The sequence below is a fragment of the Pseudarthrobacter humi genome, from assembly GCF_024294965.1.
GTDB lineage: Bacteria > Actinomycetota > Actinomycetes > Actinomycetales > Micrococcaceae > Arthrobacter > Arthrobacter humi.
This window is the reverse complement of the sequence record NZ_JANCLV010000021.1, coordinates 15,287-34,117: the sequence shown is the minus strand read 5'-3', so window position 1 is coordinate 34,117 and position 18,831 is coordinate 15,287. Positions and strand designations below refer to the sequence as shown.

Genomic DNA, 18,831 nt, shown 5'->3' with positions numbered 1-18,831 from the left:
GAGTCGTCTCCAGGCGGACTCCGGAAGGTGAAGAGCATCAAAGGCCGCCAAACCAGTGAGTACGAAGCCGCTTCAGCGATGACCGGCGCCGGAATGGATTACACCCAAACCTGACAAACGTGTCCGTGCCGCATGTAAAACGGTGGGAGTTGGTTCTCCCCTCCCCCATGATGAAGTGTGCTGCTTCCGCCCACGGCCGTGGACAATTCCTATAAGTTATCCATCGCTACTGCTTCCAGGGACCTACCCCAACGGCTCCTACTTCCAGCCGTGGATAACCTGAATTGACCCCAGCTCAGAGGGGCTCCAGTTCCGGCCGTGTGGTCAGCACGCACGGGTTTGCCGGCCGTGCCAAGTTGACGGAATATCCGTTATCGGCTGACGCCGTGGCCCGTGGCGGGGACGGCGGCCACCTCTATCGGGAGCCGATTGGGGAATCATCGTCTTCAAAGTTTATTCAGCGCTTCCACGGGGGTCCCGGTACCAGATGACCACCGCGCATCTTCTTCCGGCACGAGAATCAGGTCGAGGTAGCCCTTGAGGATGCCGGGCACGTCCACATTGTCAGGGTTCAGGAGCCACTCGGTTTGGATTCCTTCCCAGAGGGCTACGATGGTGGGTCCCGCCACGTCCGGGTCGACGCCTGGCCGGAGCCGGCCAATGCTCGCGAGGTAGCGCAGCTCCCCACTATATTCATTCCGAAGCCGGGCGAAGCGCTGGACGAAGTAGTCGCGGGCCGGGTGGTCCTCGGTGGTTGCTTCTCCGGAGAGTACGGAGTAGAGCTCTACGAGGTGGGGTAGGCCCTCGTTGTGCTCCGCCTGCCGCACGATGGTTTCCGCAAACCGCTCGCGCGTGCCCGGGGTGCTCGTGGAGATACGGTCGCGGTATTCGAGTACCGCCACGAGCAGCTGAGCCTTGGTGGGGAAATGGTGGAGGAGCGTGGTCTGGTTGATCCCTGCCCGGTCCGCGACGTCCTGGATGCTGCCGCCGTTGTAGCCCCGCGACCCGAAGACCTCTATAGCGGCTTCAAGGATTTGCCGTTGACGCTCAGCGGTCTTGGCATACGGGCCGCGCGTGCCGGAGCGTGCCGTCGCATTGTTGGTCATGGATTCCAGTCTAGTTTCATTAAAAACTGAGTAGGTACTCAGCTTTTATGTTAGCCTTGTCACGTCGGGCCATACAGCCCCGGCGCCGTATCCGCGGCGCTGACCATAACGAAGTGGGACTCATGCCATCTTTGACACGACGACAACTACTTTGCGGCGGCCTTGGCGCCTCCGCCTTTGCCCTTCTCACCGGTTGCGCCACTCCGGGCACTGTTTCCGTCAATGCCGCACCTGCCATTCCCGCAGTCAGCACCGGCGAAAAAGTGACCCTTACGTACTGGTCCTGGCTCAAGAACGTTCAGAAGGTTGCCGACATCTGGAACGCGAGCCACCCGAACGTCCAGGTTGAGACCGTATGGATCCCCAGCGGCAACCGTGGCGGGTACTCCAAGCTTTACGCCGCGCTAGCGGCGGGCGGTGGCCCTGACCTAGCACAGGTTGAAATGCGTACCGTCCCTGAGTTCATGCTCGTCAACGGGCTCGTGGATCTCTCTCGCTACGGTGCCCGTGAATACGCGCACCGTTATGACCCCGCACTTTGGAGCCAAGTGAGCTTCTCCGGGGGCGTCTACGGCATTCCCCAAGACTCGGGGCCGATGGCCACGTTCTACCGCCCCGACGTCCTGGCCAAAGTAGGCGCGGCGGCACCTGCGACTTGGCAGGAGTGGGCAGCCGTCGGGAAGGAGCTCCGCGGTGCCAACGCCTACATCGACTGCTTCTCTCTCGCGGACACCTCTTACTTTGTCTCTTTCGCCGCGCAGGCTGGCGCTTGCTGGCTGCGCCCGGCCGAGGACGGATGGGTTATCAACATGACCGATGACTCAACGCTGAACGTCGCGCGGTTCTTTGACCGGGCGATCGACGACGGCATCGTCACCACCGCCTATGGACCCTTCACCCCCGGCTGGTACGCTGCGGCTGCGAAGGGGGAGCTCGCGTCGCTCACGAGCGGCAGCTGGGCGGATGCCCTTGTGCAGAGCGTCAGCGGCGGAGCGGGCAAGTGGCGCGTGGCGCCCATGCCCATTTGGGACTCCAGAGGATATGGCTCGAGCTACCTCGGGGGGTCCACCGCGGCGGTCCTGGCTAACAGCAAGCACCCCCGCGAGGCCCTCGAGTTCGCTGTCTGGATGACGTCCACGCAGGCCGGCATCGACGCCGAGATCGCCAACAGTGGCATCGGATGGTCCCCCGTGCCGGGCATGATCGGTACAAAACGCGAGGAGCCCTCCGACTTTTTCGGGGGGCAGAACTACAACCAGGACGTGATCGTGCCGGCGAGTAAGTCGCAGAACATGGACTGGTCTTGGTGGCCGGTCACCACGCAGTCTTTCAACATCCTGGGCGACGGGTTCCGCCGTAAGGCATCGGGCACGAGCCTCGTCGACACCGTAGTAGACGCCGAACAGCAGATCATGACCGCCTTCAGGAACAAGGGTCTGACGATTAGGAAGGAGCAGGCATGAGCGCCACCGCAGGTACCGCACGTCCGTCAGCACTCCAGCGGGAGGGGGGCGGACGGGCAAGGCAGCAGCGCCGCGCCGTCACCCGTGCACCCTGGATCCTGCTCGCGCCCTTCCTGGCGCTCTTTGCCCTCACGTTCATCTTCCCGATCATCGCTGCTGTCGGTTCCAGCTTCACGAAAGTGACCCGCAGTGGCCTCTTCGGCGAGACGGGCGTCCACTCCGGGTTTGCGGGGTTCGAGAACTATGCCCGCGCTCTCGGGGATGGAAGCTTCCTCGCCTCGATCGGCCGCGTGCTGCTCTTCGGGGTGGTCCAGGTTCCTGTCATGATCGCCCTATGTACAGTCCTCGCACTCCTGCTGGAGTCGGCCTCGGCTAAGTGGCCCGGGTTCTTCCGCGCGGCATACTTCATGCCGTATGGCGTGCCGGGCGTCATCGCGACCATTCTCTGGTCTTTTCTCTACGTCCCGGGCCTGAGCCCACTGGTGGACGCCGCCAAATCCGTAGGCCTCACCGTGAACTTCCTCGGCCCCGACACCGTGCTGTGGTCGATCGCCAACATCGTTACGTGGAGCTACACCGGCTACAACATGCTGATCATCATAGCCCAGCTCAAGTCCATCCCCAGTGAGATATATGAAGCTGCGCGCGTGGACGGTGCCGGACCCTTCCGTGTCGCGTGGACCATTCAGCTGCCCCTTATCCGGCCCGCCCTCGTGCTCACCACGGTGTTCTCGATCATCGGCACGCTTCAGCTGTTCGCCGAGGCACAAGTTCTCCAGACCGTTGCGCCGGCCGTCGACAGCCAGTACACCCCGAACCTCTCCGCCTACACCACGGCCTTTGCATACAACGACTACAACGTCGCCGCAGCCCAGGCCGTGCTCATCGCCCTCGCGGCCTTCATCCTCTCCTTCACCTTCCTCCGGTTCACGAACAGGAAGTCCTCATGACTGCCACCCCCACCCTTAGCCGGCCCAAGAACATCGCCGAGAATCCGCCTGTGCCCCGGCGCCGGCGCCCCGGCTCCACAACAATTCTCGTCACCGGGCTACTTGTAGTCGCCGCGCTCTACTTCCTGGTCCCCGTCTATTGGGTGGTGGTCGCCGCGACAAAGACCAGCGGGGACCTGTTCGCGACCAACGGGTTCCTGTTCGCCCCGCAGGTTGTCCTGTGGGACAACCTTGCGAACGTCCTCGCATACGGGAACGGCGTGTTTGTGCGCTGGTTCCTCAACTCGATTCTGTATGCAGGGGTGGGCGCACTCGCCGCGACTTACTTCGCCGCCGCGGGCGGCTACGCGCTGGCCAAGTACCGTTTCCGGGGCAACAGTCTCATCTTCGGGCTCATCCTCGGCGGCGTCCTCGTCCCCGGCACCGCCACGGCCCTGCCCCTGTTCCTGTTCTTCAGCCAGCTCGGCATCGCCAACACCTACTGGAGCGTCCTGCTGCCCTCCCTCGTCTCGCCGTTTGGCCTGTTTCTGTGCCGGGTTTACGCGCAGGCAACGGTGGATCCGGCGCTACTGGAGGCCGCGCGCATCGACGGCGCGGGCGAGCTGCGCATCTTCCACTCCGTGGGGCTGCGGGTTCTCACTCCCGCCCTGGTGACAGTGTTCTTGTTCCAGCTCGTGGGCATCTGGAACAACTACTTCCTGCCGCTCGTGATGCTCTCCGACTCGAAGCTGTTCCCCATCACGGTGGGTCTGAACAACTGGCTTAGCCAGGCCGACCGGCTCCCAGAGTTCTACGAGCTGACCACCGGCGGCGTACTGCTGTCTGTCATCCCGCTCGCCATCGCCATGATCGTCCTTCAGCGCTTCTGGCGCGGAGGCCTCACAGAAGGAGCCGTCAAATGAGCCCCCGCGCAGCGGAGGCCGCGGCCTCCACCGCCTACGTCACAGACCCGGGCCCCGGAGGGGGGCGGCGAATGCCGGCCCGTTCCTGGCTTCGCACCGACGCCCCGTCCCTGTCCCTCGACGGGCAATGGCGATTCCGGCTCCTCAACGGAGTCCCCGGGACACCCGGCGGGCGCGGGGTGCTGCCCCGAGGGGAAGCCGCGGAGGCGATGGCCGCTGCGGAGTACGACGACTCTACGTGGGAGGCGCTCCCCGTGCCCTCCCACTGGGTGCTCCAGGGCAACGGCTTGTACGGCCGCCCGATCTACACGAACGTGCAGTTCCCGTTCCCAATCGACCCGCCGTTCGTCCCTGATGAGAACCCCACCGGAGACTATCGCCGCACGTTCGAGCTGCCCGGCGGCTGGAAGGAGGCCGGCGGCACAGCGGGCACGGGCCGCGTCGTCTTGCGCTTTGACGGCGTCGAATCCAGGTACAAGGTATGGGTTAACGGCACAGAGATAGGCTGGGGTACCGGCAGCCGCCACGCCCAGGAGTTCGACGTCACTGACGCTGTCAGCGCTGGCACCAACACCATCGCAGTCCGTGTCCATCAATGGTCCGCTTCCAGCTACCTCGAAGACCAGGACCAGTGGTGGCTGCCGGGCATTTTCCGATCCGTGACCCTCTTGTCCCGGCCGGCCGGCGGCATCGAGGACGTCTGGCTCCGGGCCGGCTACAACAGCGGGGCGGGGACCATAGAACCCGAAGTGAAAGCGTCAGCATCGTCCTACCCTGTTCGCCTCCGCGTACCCGAGCTCGGCATCGACGTCGAGTGGTCCAACTCCGGTGATGTTGCACCGGTACCTGTTTCTGACGTCGAGCCCTGGACCGCCGAAACCCCACGGCTCTACGATGCGACCGTGGCCAACAAGGCCGAGACCGTGTCACTGCGGATCGGCTTCCGCACCGTAGAAATCGTCGGAGACCAGTTCCTGGTCAACGGACGCAAAGTTGTGTTCCACGGAGTCAATCGCCACGAGACCCACCCCACGCTCGGCCGCGTCTTCGACGAGGACTTCGCCCGCGAGGACCTCGCGCTCATGAAGCGCTCCAACGTCAACGCAATCCGTACCAGCCACTACCCGCCCCACCCGAGACTGCTCGAACTCGCAGACGAAATGGGCTTCTGGGTAATCCTCGAGTGCGACCTCGAGACGCACGGATTCGAGCGGCACGGCTGGGCCCGGAACCCGAGCGACGAGCCGATGTGGCGCGAGGCGCTCCTTGACCGGATCGAACGGACCGTGGAGCGGGACAAGAACCGACCTTCGATCGTCATGTGGTCCCTCGGCAACGAGTCCGGCACAGGACAAAATCTCGCCGCTATGTCCGCGTGGGTGCATGCACGGGATACGGGCCGACCAGTCCACTACGAAAACGACTACGCCGGCGCGTACACCGACGTGTACTCCCGTATGTACGCGACGCTGCCCGAGGTGGAGACGATCGGGCGCGACGGCGACACAACACCGCTGCTGGGCTGCTCCCCTGCCGAGGGGGCGCGGCAGCGGACCAAGCCGTTCCTTCTATGCGAGTACGTCCACGCCATGGGCAACGGGCCCGGGAACATATCGCTGTACGAGGACCTCGTCACGAAATACCCGCGGCTGCACGGCGGGTTCGTCTGGGAATGGCGCGACCACGGTATCGCCGCCCACGCTGCGGACGGCACCGAATTCTTCGCCTACGGCGGCGACTTCGGTGAGGAGATCCATGACGGCAACTTCGTGCTCGACGGCCTCGTCCTCTCCGACTCGACGCCCTCCCCGGGACTATATGAGTTCAAGACCGTCGTGGCGCCCGTGGGGCTTGCCTTTGAGGGGCTCGAGCCGGGCGGCAAGCCCCTTGTACGGGTGACAAACCTGCGACACAGCGCGGATCTGGGAGACCTGGTCTTTCGCTGGCGGATCGAGGACGACGGCGAACCAGTCGCCTCCGGTGAGCTCACCGTCGAGGGGCTCGACGGTGGGCCGCTCGCCCCTGGCGCCTCGGCCGCAGTCCCCCTTCCAGTGTCCGCCGAGGGATGCACTGGAGAGGTATGGGTGACCCTCGAGGCAGTCCTCGAACACGATGCCGGGTGGGCACCTTCCGGGCACGAAGTCGCCTCAGCACAGGGCCGTCTCGCGCCGCCCAAGAAGCACCCGCTGCCCTTCGCAGCCGGGCTCCCGGGCGGTGATTGGCGGCCGGGAGAAGGCGCTGGCCTCCTCGAGCTCGGCCCAGCAGTCTTCGACGAAGGGCGGCTCGTTAAGCTCGCGGGCCTCCCTGTGGACGGGCCCCGGCTAGAGCTGTTCCGGGCGCCCACGGACAATGACCGCGGCGAATCCCGGGGCGGCTACATCAACACCGACCCCTGGGCACCAGACGCAGACGGCATCCCGGGCGTAGGAGCTCCCGGGCCGTCGTCGGCAGCGCGCTGGCACACGGCCGGACTGGACCGGCTGCACGGGCGCGTTGAGACCGTCGATGTACTGGATGACCGTGCCCTCCGCGTGCGCACCCGGTACGCCGCGGCGGACCAGGCCCGCACCGTCACCGTCGAGGAGCAATGGCTCCTCGACCCCGAAGGTCTGTGGTTGCGGGTGGACATTCTGCCATCCTCCGATTGGGACGGCGTGTGGCCCCGCGTCGGCGTCCGATTCGGGCTGCCCACCGACGTGGACGCAGCGTCATGGTTCGGGCTGGGCCCGCACGAATCCTACCCGGACAGCCTCGAAGCCGCGCATGTAAGACGGTACGCAGCCGCGATCGATCAGCTCGCCGTGCCGTACGCGCGCCCGCAGGAGACCGGTCACCGCGGGGGCATGCGCTCCCTCGACCTGCTCCGCGGCTCAGAGCCGTGGGTACGGATCGACGCGTACCCGGACGCACGGGGCCGCCTGCCGGGCTTCACCCTGAGCCGCTACACGGCCCAGGAGCTAGCCGCAGCCACACACCCGCACGAGTTGCCTCCCGCCACGCGTTCATGGTTATACCTCGACGCGGCTCAGCACGGACTCGGCACCCGCTCGTGTGGCCCGGATGTCTGGCCGGAGTCCGCCTTGGCGCCGGAGGCGCGGACGCTCACCTTCCGCCTGGCGGCCTCCGAATGACCAGCCTCGTGATGTCCAGAATGAGCACCGATACCGTCCCGATCTCAGGTAGACAGACCACGCTGCGCTGCGGCCCCTACACCGCCGAAATAGCCAGCGTCGGTGCATCGTTGCGCTCCTTGCGCCACACCGGCAGGGACCTGATTCTCCCCTTTTCGGAACATCAGGTCCGCCCCGCCTATCGAGGGGCAGTCTTGGCGCCGTGGCCTAACAGGGTTATCGCGGGACGGTATGAATTCGAAGGCGTGGAATACCAGCTCGGTATCAACGAACCGAGCCGGGGCCATGCACTCCATGGACTATTGGCCTGGCAAGACTGGTGCCCCGTGCAATCCGACGAGTCATCGACCACTCTGTCCACCGTCGTTCAAGCGAGAAGCGGTTACCCCTTCCGTTTGGACGTACAGGTGTCCTACCAGCTGGATCATTCCGGGCTGCACACCACTGTTACAGCCACCAACACCGGCCCCGGATCAGCACCATACGGGGCCGCCGCGCACCCATACCTGGTCGCCGGCGAGGGCCGGGTCGACGACTGGATTCTCGAGCTGCCCGCACGAAAAGTTCAGCAAGTCACCCCGGACCTTCTGATACCTACAGGCGTTAACGACGTTTCAGAGGATCGACACTATGACTTTGTTGCCCCCCGACCCATCAGTTCCACAACGCTCGATCATGCCTTCACTGATCTCATACGTGACAACGAAGGTCACTCAACCGCACGCCTGACGACATGGGACGGGTCCGGAACTTCGATGACATGGGGTCGTGACTGTCCCTGGGTTCAGATACACACAGCCGACCTCCCGGATGCGGAATCCAGCAGAGCTGGCCTGGCAGTAGAACCAATGACCTGTCCGCCTAATGCCTTCAACACTAGGACAGACCTCATAGTCCTCCTTCCGGGGCAGAGTCATACCGCGAGCTGGAACATCGAAGCGATCCCAGTCAACCCAGCCCACACTCGCTCATGAAAATCTTGGTCACAGGGGGCACGGGCTACATCGGTTCCCACACTGTTCTTTCCCTGCAGGAAGCCGGCCACGACGTGGTCGTCATCGACAACCTGGTCAACTCCAGCGAGGAATCGCTGCGCCGCGTAGCCGAACTCAGCGGCAAGACCGCGGAGTTCCATCACGTAGACCTGGTGAACGAGGCAGCCGTCGAAAAGGTCTTCGCCGGCAACGCCATCGACGCTGTCATCCACTTCGCGGGCCTCAAGGCCGTGGGTGAATCGGTACAGGAGCCGTTGAAGTACTACTACAACAACCTGGTGGGCACCCTGAACCTGATCCGTGTGATGGACAGGCATGACGTCCGCTCCATCGTCTTCAGCTCCTCAGCCACCGTCTACGGCGAACACAACCCCATCCCCTACGTGGAAAAGATGGAGATCGGCGCCAACAACCCCTATGGGCGCACCAAGGAACAGATCGAGGACATCCTCTCCGACCTCGGCGCGGCTGACTCCCGCTGGCACATCGCCCTGCTGCGCTACTTCAACCCGGTGGGCGCACACCCCTCAGGCCGCATCGGCGAGGATCCCCGGGGCATCCCCAACAACCTGGTCCCGTTCATTGCCCAGGTGGCCGTGGGCCGCCGCGAGAGGCTCATGGTCTTCGGCGGCGACTACGACACCCCCGACGGCACCTGCCTGCGCGACTACATCCACGTGGTGGACCTCGCCGAAGGCCACGCCGCGGCCCTGAACCACATCGCGGACCGCACCGGTGTCTTCCGCTGGAACTTGGGCTCCGGCAAGGGCTCCTCCGTCCTGGAGGCCCTGCGCTCCTTTGAGAAGGCCGTGGGCAAGCCTATCCCCTACGAGATCACAGGCCGCCGCGCCGGAGACCTTCCCGCCTTCTGGGCCGATGCCACTTCCGCCCTGGCGGCCCTGAACTGGTCCACCACCAAGTCCGTTGACCAGATGTGCGAAGACCACTGGCGCTGGCAGAAGAACAACCCCCAGGGCTATATATCCCACCGCGAATGAACTGTAGGAGCAGTGGATAAATGCAGACAGAGAATTCCACCTGCACGGATTTTCATGAGCATGAACGCACGCAACACAATTCCATCACCATCCACGCGCACACGCGATCCCATTTGGAGGCCGCCGTGGAGGCCGCCGTCCAAGAACTCTCTGTTTGTGCGAGGTATGGGAAACAGGGAATTCTGGTAACCCGGACGGCTCCGGGAACGGTCATCGTAAGCCTTGACCCAAACGTTCCCTGCGGCATGAGCTACGAACGAACAACCTGGTAGTACACGAAGGCGATAGGGCGAAATCAGCCTTATGCCTGTCTTGGGTTTTTCTGATGGCCCCTTTCCAACATGGCAACTGAACCTAGGAATTACGCATGAAAATTGGAATCCTTACCAGCGGTGGCGACTGCCCCGGACTGAATGCGGTTATCCGCGGAGCCGTGCTCAAGGGCATTGCCATCCACGGCCACGAGTTCGTCGGTTTCCTCGACGGCTGGCGCGGCGTTGTTGAGGGCGACATCATCGACATTCCCCGCACGATGGTCCGCGGCATTGCCAAGCAGGGCGGCACGATCCTGGGTACCTCCCGCACCAACCCGTTCGAAAACGGCGGCGGCGCCAAGGTCATCAAGGCCCACATGGAGCGCCTGGGCATCGATGCCATCATCGCCATCGGTGGTGAGGGTACGCTCGCGGCGGCCAAGCGGCTCACCGACGCCGGGCTGAAGATCGTCGGTGTTCCCAAGACCGTTGACAACGACCTCGACGCCACCGACTACACCTTCGGTTTCGACACCGCCGTGCAGATCGCCACCGAAGCCATCGACCGCCTCCGGACCACCGGCGAATCCCATCACCGGTGCATGATCGCCGAAGTCATGGGCCGGCACGTGGGCTGGATCGCGCTTCACGCCGGCATGGCCGCCGGCGCCCACGCCATCCTCATCCCCGAACAAAAAGTCAGGATCGAGCAAATCACCCAGTGGGTAAAGGAAGCCCACCACCGTGGCCGCGCACCCCTCGTGGTCGTCGCCGAAGGCTTCATTCCCGAACATATGGACGGGGCTTATTCCGATCGTGGCCTCGACACCTCCGGCCGGCCCCGCCTGGGCGGCATCGCCGACCAGCTCGCCCCGGACCTGGAAGCCCGCACCGGCATCGAAACCCGTTCGACGATCCTGGGCCACATCCAGCGGGGCGGCGTCCCGTCCGCCTACGACCGTGTCCTGGCCACCCGGCTCGGCATGGCCGCCATCGACTCCGTGGTCGAAGGCTACTGGGGCACCATGGTGGCCCTGAAGGGAACGGACATCGAACACGTGGGCTTCCATGAAGCCCTGGGCCAGCTCAAAACCGTCCCGCAGAACCGCTACGACGAAGCGGCCGTCCTGTTCGGGTAAACGCCGAAAAGACAAACATCATTCGCGAACGCTAGCGCTCCCCGTCACAAATTTGCTCAGGGTTCTGCTGCCATGAAACTCGAGGACGACTTGCCAACAAGCACCACGCCGAATCAAGCCCAAACAAACGTCCACTCTTTCGCACTGTGGCAGCCTGTTGACGACTGGACTGTGCTGACCGACCAGGACGTCGAAGTTCATACTCAGGGCAGCGTGACCGACCGCGGGCGGGTCGAAGCTGTCATGGCCGACGGATCACTCCTGTGGCTGATACAGGACGGACCCCACAGCAGGCGCGTCGTAGAACAACAACCAGGAACCTACATCCGCCGTACCTGGAACTGATAGCGATCGTGTCGGGGGGAACTAGACCTGCGCACTCAAGCTTCAACGGCCAGCGGCTCCCACCCCATGGAGTCCGGATGATATAGCTCCGAGGGCATCTCGTCATTGAAGGGCACACCCCAACCTGACATCAGGCCGCCCCGTAAATATCGTCAGGATAGGGTCTAAAAGTCGATTCCTGCACTCTCCTACTGAACGGTCTCAGATGCAAATCTGACAGGATGCCTCGGAAATGCAGCGCCTATGTTGAAGCGTGCCAGGCGGTAATCAACGTCCACATCGCTGCCCACTGTATGCACATCGCGCCTTGTCTGGATGCTGCCGGGCCAACGAGCATAAGGTGGCCTGGGTTAGCGCTCAACCAATTGTCCAGACAGTGTCTGGACAATTGGGCTGGAGCCCCGGAGCAGCCAAGTATGCCTTCAGTGGCATCAGATTCCTCCGAGCGTCCGGTTCACCTCGGCGATGTCCAGAAGGTCTGGGTCGAACGGTTCGTCGGAGTTTTTTACCGCCGTGACCCATTCCGAGTAGCCGGTGTGGTCAGGATGGGTCGGGTCGGCGAGGGCGTCCAGGATGCTTTCGTATCCGGAGAGGCCGCCAGAGTCTTCCAGCGGGCCGCGTCGGGCGCCGTCGGTCAGCCGGGCCGGCGGGGTTGCTTCATCCGCCGGCCGGCGGGAGACCATCTCTATGTGGTGTAGCCAGCTGTCGCCGAAGTCGTATTCATAGAACGCCGCACCTGAACCCCTGACCAGCAGCTGGCCCAGGGAGCAGTCTTCTTCGGGAAGGTCCGTCGGCTCTTCGCACCAGTCTTGAGGCATCCACTGAAGGGTGTCGGGAATTTCACCGTCCATGGGCCGCAGCCGCGCGAAGGGATCGCTGTCCGTGAACCGGTGCAGATGCGCATCCTCCCATCCAAACGCCACCTGCAGTATGCGGTGAACCTGTCCCAGCGTCAGTGACGCTTGGAGCTCCAGCAGACGCCAGATCTCCGGCACGCTGTCGACAAGTCCCACGCGAACATCAAGGACCCACTCCCCCGGGTTGGCTGTCATGCCATCGCTAAGCTTCTTCACGCCACCATCGTTCCAGAACCGCCGCCAAGACAAGCTTCGAGTGCCTGTTTCGCAACTTACCTGGCCACCTACGGGTTTCTGGGGTTGTCTCAGTTAACAATGTGGCCACCATGGATGCTGCTCGCGCCGCGCCCTCCTGTCGGACGCGGCCATCGGAGCGATCATCGACGGCACCGAGAAGATCGACCGTCGCCGCATCGAGGCCACCGACTACGCCGCCGAAGAACACCGCCACACAGGTGCAGCCCTGTCCTCCGGCAGCCGCAAGCGCGGGCTGAAGCGGGCCCAGCGACGAACCAGCCGCGCCCCGCCCCACCAGGATCTTCGGCGGCGAGGGTTTCATCCCGCCACGCAGCCCGCAACGGCACCACCCTCGAGGAGATCGACCGTCTGGGGCGGTCAAATCGCCTCAGCGCAGGCGCTCATGTCTGTTGCCGGGGGATCCTTGCATTCCATGTCCTCGCAGGGCAGCACTGCGGGCGTTGGGGTTAGTGGTAATCCCTGCTTCCAGAAGCTCCTGCAATCCCAGGCGGAACCGGGCCTTGCCTCCGTGGGCGGGATGCCTCACTTTGGGCACGGATCTTCCGCTGGCGAGAACGCTGCGGTAGGCGACGTTTCCGACGGCTACGACAGACGTTATGGGGAACAAGCGGGTCAGGGTCAACCAAAAGGGCTGACCAGCGAGGGCCTCAGCCGTAGTGGGGGTGCGATTTGATAGGCATCGGTCTGGAAGGTGGGGATGGAGCGGGTAGGTGCTCCAGAGCAGGGGCAGGAAATCAAGTTCCGCAAGTACTCGCCACATCACGGTCGCTGTCGGCTCCGGTGCTATGGTCGGGGATCCGGCAGGCAACGTGTAGCCCTTTCCGGGCCCAAACAGTCCAAAGTGGTTGGTCCCGTCTTGGAGGATGGCCATGTTGGTAAACGGGACTCCTGTAATTCGCATCCCTCGAAAACCCGGCGCTTCCCCTAAGAGGAGTACTTTTGGTTTCCTTTGAAACATCTCCTGCAGATACAGCTCCAGATTGCGTCGGCGGCCGGCGTTCTCCGGGCTGGTGAAGTCGAAGAAATTATCGCTGTTCCTGCCGGCTTTCGCTGCAGCGAGTTGTTCCACGAATGCCTGGATTGAACGTGTGACCATGAATGTTCCCTTTGTGTCCCTGCGGGGCTGTGCTCGCGGCCGGCGCGTTTCTATAATCTGCCCTTGGGAAGCCGGACTGACGAACAGGGCCTACGTGGAAACTATGCAGCGGTCATTTCTCCGGATGCGTCGTTTTCCGGAGCCCCCAGGAATGCCCCTCGTTGTCGCGTTCTACCTCGATATCAGCAAGTTGCTCCTGGGATGCCATTTCCCCGTCATCGTTTCTGTGGATGATCGGCGTGTCCGCATCAGTTCTGTCCGCAGGCCCGAAGACGTTCATCGCAAGTCGCTGTGTCCAATGCATCAATCTGTTCAGGAGATTAAGATTCTCCATGTTAAGCGTTCTCCTCTCGTGGCTATCAGATTTGTCTATTGAACAGTACGGCTCAATTACAGGAGTGGAAGCGAAGCCATCTCTAACTTCGAGTGGCCCGTATCACCTCGACCGATTCTCAGCGTTCGCGTGGCCTCGATGGCCGCTCCCGTGGTCATAGGTGCGTGCCAGCTGCGCCAGCGCCAATGCAGCGACGAGGAGCCCAAAATCACGCAGGGCAACGTCATAAAAACCTGAGTACGTCAACAGGTTGATGATGATGCCCGCCAGCCAAAATGCCACAACGTACGCTGCGTAGCGCGGTTTGATGGCAATCAGGATCCCTGCGACAATCTCCACGAAGCCCACGATGAGCATTGCCGTATGCGCGCTGAAAGGCAGCAAACCGACAAGCCATGGAGCCAGGTATCCCTCCCAGTTCGTGAGGACGTTGGCGAACTTGTCCAGGCCGAAAACAACGGGGAGGACAACGAAACCGATCCACAACGTCAGAAACGCCCCATAGGCAGGTTCTACGCGTGCCCGGTGCAGGGTACGACTGATCCCGCTGTCGGCGGGGACAGGAATAGAGGTGGCAGCCACGATACTCTCCTTCTAATTACTGATGTTGCTAATTAAGTGAGCTGGGAGCGTGTCTTTCCATCACTCGCCAGCATGTCTCACCGGTTCCCGGCATAGGGAAGGGTGCACGAACGGCTTACGCCCCGGCTCTTTTCATCCGAACCATCGCGACGGCGCCCCTTGGTTGTGCCGTGACTTTGTCTTCGATGGCGTTGTGGGATGCGGCGCTCTTGTGGTGTGGTCTTGGATGAGGGCCATTGCTGCACATTCTCGTGCGAGGCAGATGGCCGCGACGGCCGAGTCCTTGTCGCGGTATGTTCCGGACACGGCCAGTACTTTCCCGGTGCTGGAAAGCAGCCTGAACTCAAAGGTTCCACGGCTGGGTTCCGCCAGTTCGAATGTTCCTGTCACGGCTCTGCATCCTCCTAGGGGTAGCGTCGGTCTAGTGAAGGACCTGATGAACTCAGCCAGGACCGGCTGAGTACCGGGGCTAGGGTTCCGGTTGCCTTTGTTTGTTGGCATCAGCGTCAGTGATGTCGTCAGATCCTTCAGCGGGGTCCTGGGAGTGGGAGCGGATCTCGGGAAATTCCCGGGAGGTGTCCCCTTCAGCCGGGGCCTCGCTGTGGACCCGGATATCGTCTGTTGCCATCTCTGATCCTTCCAATGCTTCACACCTTTCTGCGGCCGGTTCTGGTTGTATTTCCATTGAAATCCGAGAGAGCCGCAGGCGGATCAACGTGCAGGAGGCTTCATCGGCTTAGGCCGGGCAAAGTGGCCAGCGTAGCGACTCTCTACGAGAAGGTAGGCGCCTGTTCCCATTAGCAGGAAACCGCCGACGCCGACGACGACGATTTGTGAGGCGATTCCTGCCATGAGCAACACAACCCCGATCAGGAACGCTATAGCGCCGAAGTACGAGCTTGCCCTGAACCTGTTCCCCACGGAACCGGACGAGAGCTCCTGGGCCAGCCGTGGATCGTCAGCGGCTAGGTCCAGCTCCAGTTCTTCAAGTACTTTCCGATCTCTATCCGACAACGGCATCGGGAACCTCCTCTGGATCCTCTCCTCAACCTTTGGCGAGGCCTCGCAGCTCACAGTGGCTGTGCGCGGCTTCTAAATTTAACATTTTTGATGTTAGTATTATCGACCATAGGAGGGTTCCTGATGGAAGTCAAGGAGACCCGTTTCGGAGGCACCCGTGCTGTGAAATGTTCCCGGCGGGGTAGGCATTCCTGTGCCGTTTGGCCTTGTTTTAGCCATCGGTATCCAGTCGCGCTTGGGTGCTGAGCGGCGGGGTTATGTATTTTTCCTACTGGTTGAGGCGTGGCTGGTCGCCCTCATCAATGCGGGCTGGTCTGTGTCTGGTCGTGGTCGGTTCCTTGGCGGGAAGGGCCATGCCCGGCAACTGGCAGTTGGAGGCTCTCTTGAATCATCGCGCAGAGTACTGCTGCTTCACTGATGGTGGGCTCCTTGGTTGCCGTTAACAGCGTCAACGGACCCTGATGGGCCAGGTTTCGGAGCCGGGTGAGGGCTGCTGCCGGATCGGGTTCTTGGAGCTCTTTGCGATAGCGTCGGCTGAACTCTTCGAAGAGGCCGGGGTCGTGGCCGTACCACTTGCGTAGCTCAGCTGATGGGGCTATCGCCTTGCACCATTCGTCGAAGTGCGCCTTTTCCTTGCTTAGGCCTCGTGGCCAGAGGCGGTCCACGAGGATACGGATACCGTCCGTTTCCCGGGGTTCTTCATAGATGCGCCGTACTTTCACTTCATGCCGGGTGGCCATCGGGGTGTTTCCTCTCTGGGGTGGCGTCGGGGTGTCTGTCCGAATCACATTCGATATTGAAGGCCGCGAGTTTCCTTACGGGCTGATCTTCGTCCTTGCGTTGCTTGTGCACCGACTGATTGGTTCGCTTGAACGGCAGGCCATCAGGCAGTCCGCAACCCGTTGATGAGGTCTCGACGATGTTCCTGGCTCGGTGAACCTCTTCACAGTTTCGGGTTTGGGTGGCCGAGGCATTGTCTGGCAAGACAATGCGCCGGAATATGTGTCCTTCAGGGCTGTGCCCTCCCTGGCAAGTGGGTCATTGTTGTCCATGGTCAGTGGCATCTTCACCTTCCATTGGAGAATCCCGAAGGGCAAGCGCTGCCTGGACGAGTGCGGCATGAGTCAGGGCTTGTGGAAAGTTGCCCAGAAGGACGCCGGTGGCCGGATCGATTTCTTCGCTGTAGAGGCCCAGTTGATTGGCCTTGTCCACGAGGGCTCCGAAGAGTTCGCTGGCTTTGGTGTGCCTGCCGGTGCGGGCCAGGGCTTGCACGAGCCAGAATGAGCAGGGCAGAAATGCCCCCTCGGTTCCGGGCAGCCCGTCCCTGCCGGGCGGGTAACGGTAGAGGAAGGGGAAGCCGGCGGACAGCTCCTCCCTGACGGCATCCACTGTTCCCTTGACACGGGGCGAGCCGGTGTCTTCGAGGCCGATGACGGGCAGGACAAGCAGTGCTGCGTCCAGGTCAGCGGATCCGTAGGTGCGGGTATAGGTGTTCCTGGCAGGGTCGAAGCCCTTGGCCCTGATCTCGGCGGCGATTTTTTCCCTGGCTATCTGCCATAGCTGTCGCCGCCGCGCGCTGAGGTGGTGGGTTTGTCCGATGCGGAGTGCGCGGTCCAGGGCGAGCCAGCCCATCATTTTGGAGTGCACGTGCTGGGCGGCATCGGCGCGCAGCTCCCATATTCCCGCGTCGGGCTCCTGCCACCGCAGGGCCACCAGATCAGCGAAACCCCGCATGGCCCGCCACGTCTCTGAGTACAGCCGGTGCCCGCCCTGCACGAGTACCCAGGCCGCGTCAAGGACCCATCCGTAGCCGTCGAGCTGGTGCTGGTGGGCGGCGCCGTTGCCGGTGCGGACGGGGGTGCTGCCGGCGTACCCGGGCCAGCCGTGGAGGGTGTGTTCCGCGGGCACATGTCCTCCGGCAAGGGTCAGCAGCGCCGGCAGGCGGGGTCGTTGGAGCCGGCTGGCGTGCAGCAGCCAGCCAAGGAACTTCCGTGCTTCAGCGGATTTGCCGACACCCAGGAAGGCACCGACGCCGATGCTGGCGTCCCGTGGCCAGGCGTATCTGTAATCCCAGTTGCGTATGCCTCCCGGGTCCTCGGGCAGGGAGGTGGTAGGCGCTGCCACCGGCGCGCCGGAGGGGGAATAGGTCAGCAGCCGGAGTGTCAGCAGGCTGCGCAGGACGGCTTCCCGGAAGGGGATGCCTTCATCAATGCCGTCCGTCCAATCCCGCCAGCGGGCCTCGTCAGCCTCGACGAGATCCCAAGCTGATTCCGGATCGAGGTGAATGAGAGGTTCTCCATAGGCCAGCGCCAGTACGAGAGTGACAGGCTGGCCCGGGCGGACTGTCAGGAATGACTGGCGGCCGGGCTCCAGTTCCAGCTCCGGGCTGCAGCGAAGGGACAGGGCCAGCGGACCCCAATCGCAGACCAGGTTGCGCCCACGGCGCACGCGCGGGCGACGATGCTGTTCGCCCAGCCTAGGGTCAAAGCAAATGACAGCGGCCATGGGCGATTCCTCCGCGGTGAGGCGTCTGATGAGAACCGTTGTGGGCAGCAGCTGGCCGGCGACTTCAGCCACCATGGCTTCGGTGAGGATGAGGCGGCCTTCGCCCGAGGACCATACTGTTTCCAGCGTTGCGCTGTGGTGACGGTAGCGGCGGGAGACCTTTCGTGCAGGCAGGACCGGGCCGGCCACAAAGGTCCCTGCCTCGGCGCCGCCCAGGAGCGCACCGAATACAGGCTCGCCGTCGAACGCGGGGGCGCAGAGCCAGTCCACTGCACCATCGGCGGAGACCAGGGCTGCGGTGCGGGTGTCGCCCAGCAGCCCGTAGTCCGCGATGGGTGAGGGCTCCCACGTCCGGGCTGCAAAGGGGATCTCTTCGCCTCTTTCGGCCTGGTATGTTTTCCGCGGTGTTCTCATGACGTCCTCAGGAGCAGTCCGAGAACCGTGCCGTAAACCACGTGGGCGACGATGGCGACCGCAGGTGTCTGAATGCCGTAGTTCAGGCCGAGCAGACCCGGCGGTTCAAGGACAGCCCTGCTGGCCGGCCCCGCCCTTGTAGAGGCCATGCGGGGGTGGACGCCCGGCAGCAGGGGCAGGATGACCGTCAGGGCGACGGCGACGTGAACCAGCCCCAGCAGCGCCCCGATCCACCAGGTGGCCTGGCCCAGCAGGGCAAATGTAGCGGCGTATCCCAGGGCGAATGCCTGGCCCGCGGCAAGGTGGACGAAGAAACCCGCGACGCGTGCCCGATCCGGGTCCGGGGTCAACAGCGTGCCCAGCACCAACGGCAGGTCAAGACGGGTCCAGCCGGCCATTTGTGCTGCAATCATGACAACCGTCAGCACACTGGTGGCCAGCAGACCGAAGAGGGCCCAGCCCTGCCAGTCCATCCCAGCCCG

The 18,831-nt window shown here is 63.2% G+C and carries 19 protein-coding genes; 8 read left to right on the top strand and 11 right to left on the bottom strand.

The window, feature by feature from the left end; all coding sequences use genetic code 11:
* Positions 1-446: 446 nt before the first annotated feature.
* Positions 447-1,106, bottom strand: a complete 660-nt coding sequence (locus NFC73_RS19515) for a TetR/AcrR family transcriptional regulator (protein ID WP_141001228.1) — start codon at positions 1,104-1,106, stop codon at positions 447-449.
* A gap of 122 nt (positions 1,107-1,228) precedes the next feature.
* Here NFC73_RS19515 and NFC73_RS19510 point away from each other — a divergent pair, with 122 nt between their 5' ends.
* The 8 genes from NFC73_RS19510 (at position 1,229) to NFC73_RS19475 (ending at position 11,283) form a co-directional block, all read left to right on the top strand.
* Positions 1,229-2,569: an ABC transporter substrate-binding protein gene (locus NFC73_RS19510; RefSeq protein ID WP_251424534.1), complete on the top strand. Its 1,341-nt coding sequence runs from the start codon at positions 1,229-1,231 to the stop codon at positions 2,567-2,569.
* Positions 2,566-3,519, top strand: a complete 954-nt coding sequence (locus NFC73_RS19505; RefSeq protein ID WP_141001230.1) for a carbohydrate ABC transporter permease — start codon at positions 2,566-2,568, stop codon at positions 3,517-3,519. The genes NFC73_RS19510 and NFC73_RS19505 overlap by 4 nt, the downstream gene beginning before the upstream one ends.
* Positions 3,516-4,421, top strand: a complete 906-nt coding sequence (locus tag NFC73_RS19500; protein ID WP_251424532.1) for a carbohydrate ABC transporter permease — start codon at positions 3,516-3,518, stop codon at positions 4,419-4,421. The genes NFC73_RS19505 and NFC73_RS19500 overlap by 4 nt, the downstream gene beginning before the upstream one ends.
* Entirely contained in the window at positions 4,418-7,552 is a 3,135-nt protein-coding gene (locus NFC73_RS19495) for a glycoside hydrolase family 2 TIM barrel-domain containing protein (RefSeq protein ID WP_254752964.1), read from the top strand. The genes NFC73_RS19500 and NFC73_RS19495 overlap by 4 nt, the downstream gene beginning before the upstream one ends.
* Positions 7,549-8,526, top strand: a complete 978-nt coding sequence (locus NFC73_RS19490) for an aldose 1-epimerase family protein (protein WP_308292699.1) — start codon at positions 7,549-7,551, stop codon at positions 8,524-8,526. The genes NFC73_RS19495 and NFC73_RS19490 overlap by 4 nt, the downstream gene beginning before the upstream one ends.
* Positions 8,523-9,545, top strand: a complete 1,023-nt coding sequence (galE, locus tag NFC73_RS19485; protein WP_141001236.1) for a UDP-glucose 4-epimerase GalE — start codon at positions 8,523-8,525, stop codon at positions 9,543-9,545. Before NFC73_RS19490 ends, galE begins: the two co-directional genes overlap by 4 nt.
* 367 nt (positions 9,546-9,912) lie before the next feature.
* Positions 9,913-10,938 carry an ATP-dependent 6-phosphofructokinase gene (locus NFC73_RS19480; protein WP_141001238.1) on the top strand — a complete coding sequence of 342 codons (1,026 nt, stop codon included), beginning with the start codon at positions 9,913-9,915 and terminating at the stop codon, positions 10,936-10,938.
* A 72-nt stretch (positions 10,939-11,010) separates the two neighbouring features.
* A complete protein-coding gene (locus NFC73_RS19475; protein ID WP_141001239.1) occupies positions 11,011-11,283 on the top strand; it encodes a hypothetical protein in 273 nt (90 codons plus the stop codon).
* 431 nt (positions 11,284-11,714) lie between these two features.
* Here the strand turns inward: NFC73_RS19475 and NFC73_RS19470 are convergent, their stop codons facing one another.
* The 10 genes from NFC73_RS19470 to NFC73_RS19425 all read right to left on the bottom strand — a co-directional run bounded on the left by NFC73_RS19470 (position 11,715) and on the right by NFC73_RS19425 (position 18,822).
* The gene (locus NFC73_RS19470) at positions 11,715-12,356 is read right to left on the bottom strand and encodes a plasmid pRiA4b ORF-3 family protein (protein WP_254752960.1); all 642 of its coding nucleotides are present in this window, start codon (positions 12,354-12,356) and stop codon (positions 11,715-11,717) included.
* A 409-nt stretch (positions 12,357-12,765) separates the two neighbouring features.
* Entirely contained in the window at positions 12,766-13,356 is a 591-nt protein-coding gene (locus NFC73_RS21070) for a uracil-DNA glycosylase (protein ID WP_372494692.1), read from the bottom strand.
* 250 nt (positions 13,357-13,606) lie between these two features.
* The gene (locus NFC73_RS19460; RefSeq protein WP_254752958.1) at positions 13,607-13,828 is read right to left on the bottom strand and encodes a hypothetical protein; all 222 of its coding nucleotides are present in this window, start codon (positions 13,826-13,828) and stop codon (positions 13,607-13,609) included.
* 102 nt (positions 13,829-13,930) lie between these two features.
* A complete protein-coding gene (locus NFC73_RS19455; protein WP_254752956.1) occupies positions 13,931-14,410 on the bottom strand; it encodes a hypothetical protein in 480 nt (159 codons plus the stop codon).
* 132 nt (positions 14,411-14,542) lie between these two features.
* Entirely contained in the window at positions 14,543-14,911 is a 369-nt protein-coding gene (locus tag NFC73_RS19450; RefSeq protein ID WP_254752954.1) for a YegP family protein, read from the bottom strand.
* Positions 14,880-15,038, bottom strand: coding sequence for a hypothetical protein (locus tag NFC73_RS19445; protein WP_254752952.1), 159 nt, complete (start codon positions 15,036-15,038; stop codon positions 14,880-14,882). Before NFC73_RS19445 ends, NFC73_RS19450 begins: the two co-directional genes overlap by 32 nt.
* Before the next feature lie 83 nt (positions 15,039-15,121).
* Positions 15,122-15,484: a DUF3040 domain-containing protein gene (locus NFC73_RS19440; protein ID WP_254752950.1), complete on the bottom strand. Its 363-nt coding sequence runs from the start codon at positions 15,482-15,484 to the stop codon at positions 15,122-15,124.
* Positions 15,485-15,729: 245 nt separating this feature from the next.
* Positions 15,730-16,170 carry a DUF488 domain-containing protein gene (locus NFC73_RS19435; protein ID WP_254752948.1) on the bottom strand — a complete coding sequence of 147 codons (441 nt, stop codon included), beginning with the start codon at positions 16,168-16,170 and terminating at the stop codon, positions 15,730-15,732.
* Positions 16,171-16,468: 298 nt separating this feature from the next.
* Positions 16,469-18,349: a glycoside hydrolase family 15 protein gene (locus tag NFC73_RS19430; protein WP_254752946.1), complete on the bottom strand. Its 1,881-nt coding sequence runs from the start codon at positions 18,347-18,349 to the stop codon at positions 16,469-16,471.
* The gene (locus NFC73_RS19425) at positions 18,346-18,822 is read right to left on the bottom strand and encodes a hypothetical protein (protein WP_254752944.1); all 477 of its coding nucleotides are present in this window, start codon (positions 18,820-18,822) and stop codon (positions 18,346-18,348) included. Before NFC73_RS19425 ends, NFC73_RS19430 begins: the two co-directional genes overlap by 4 nt.
* Positions 18,823-18,831: the final 9 nt, after the last annotated feature.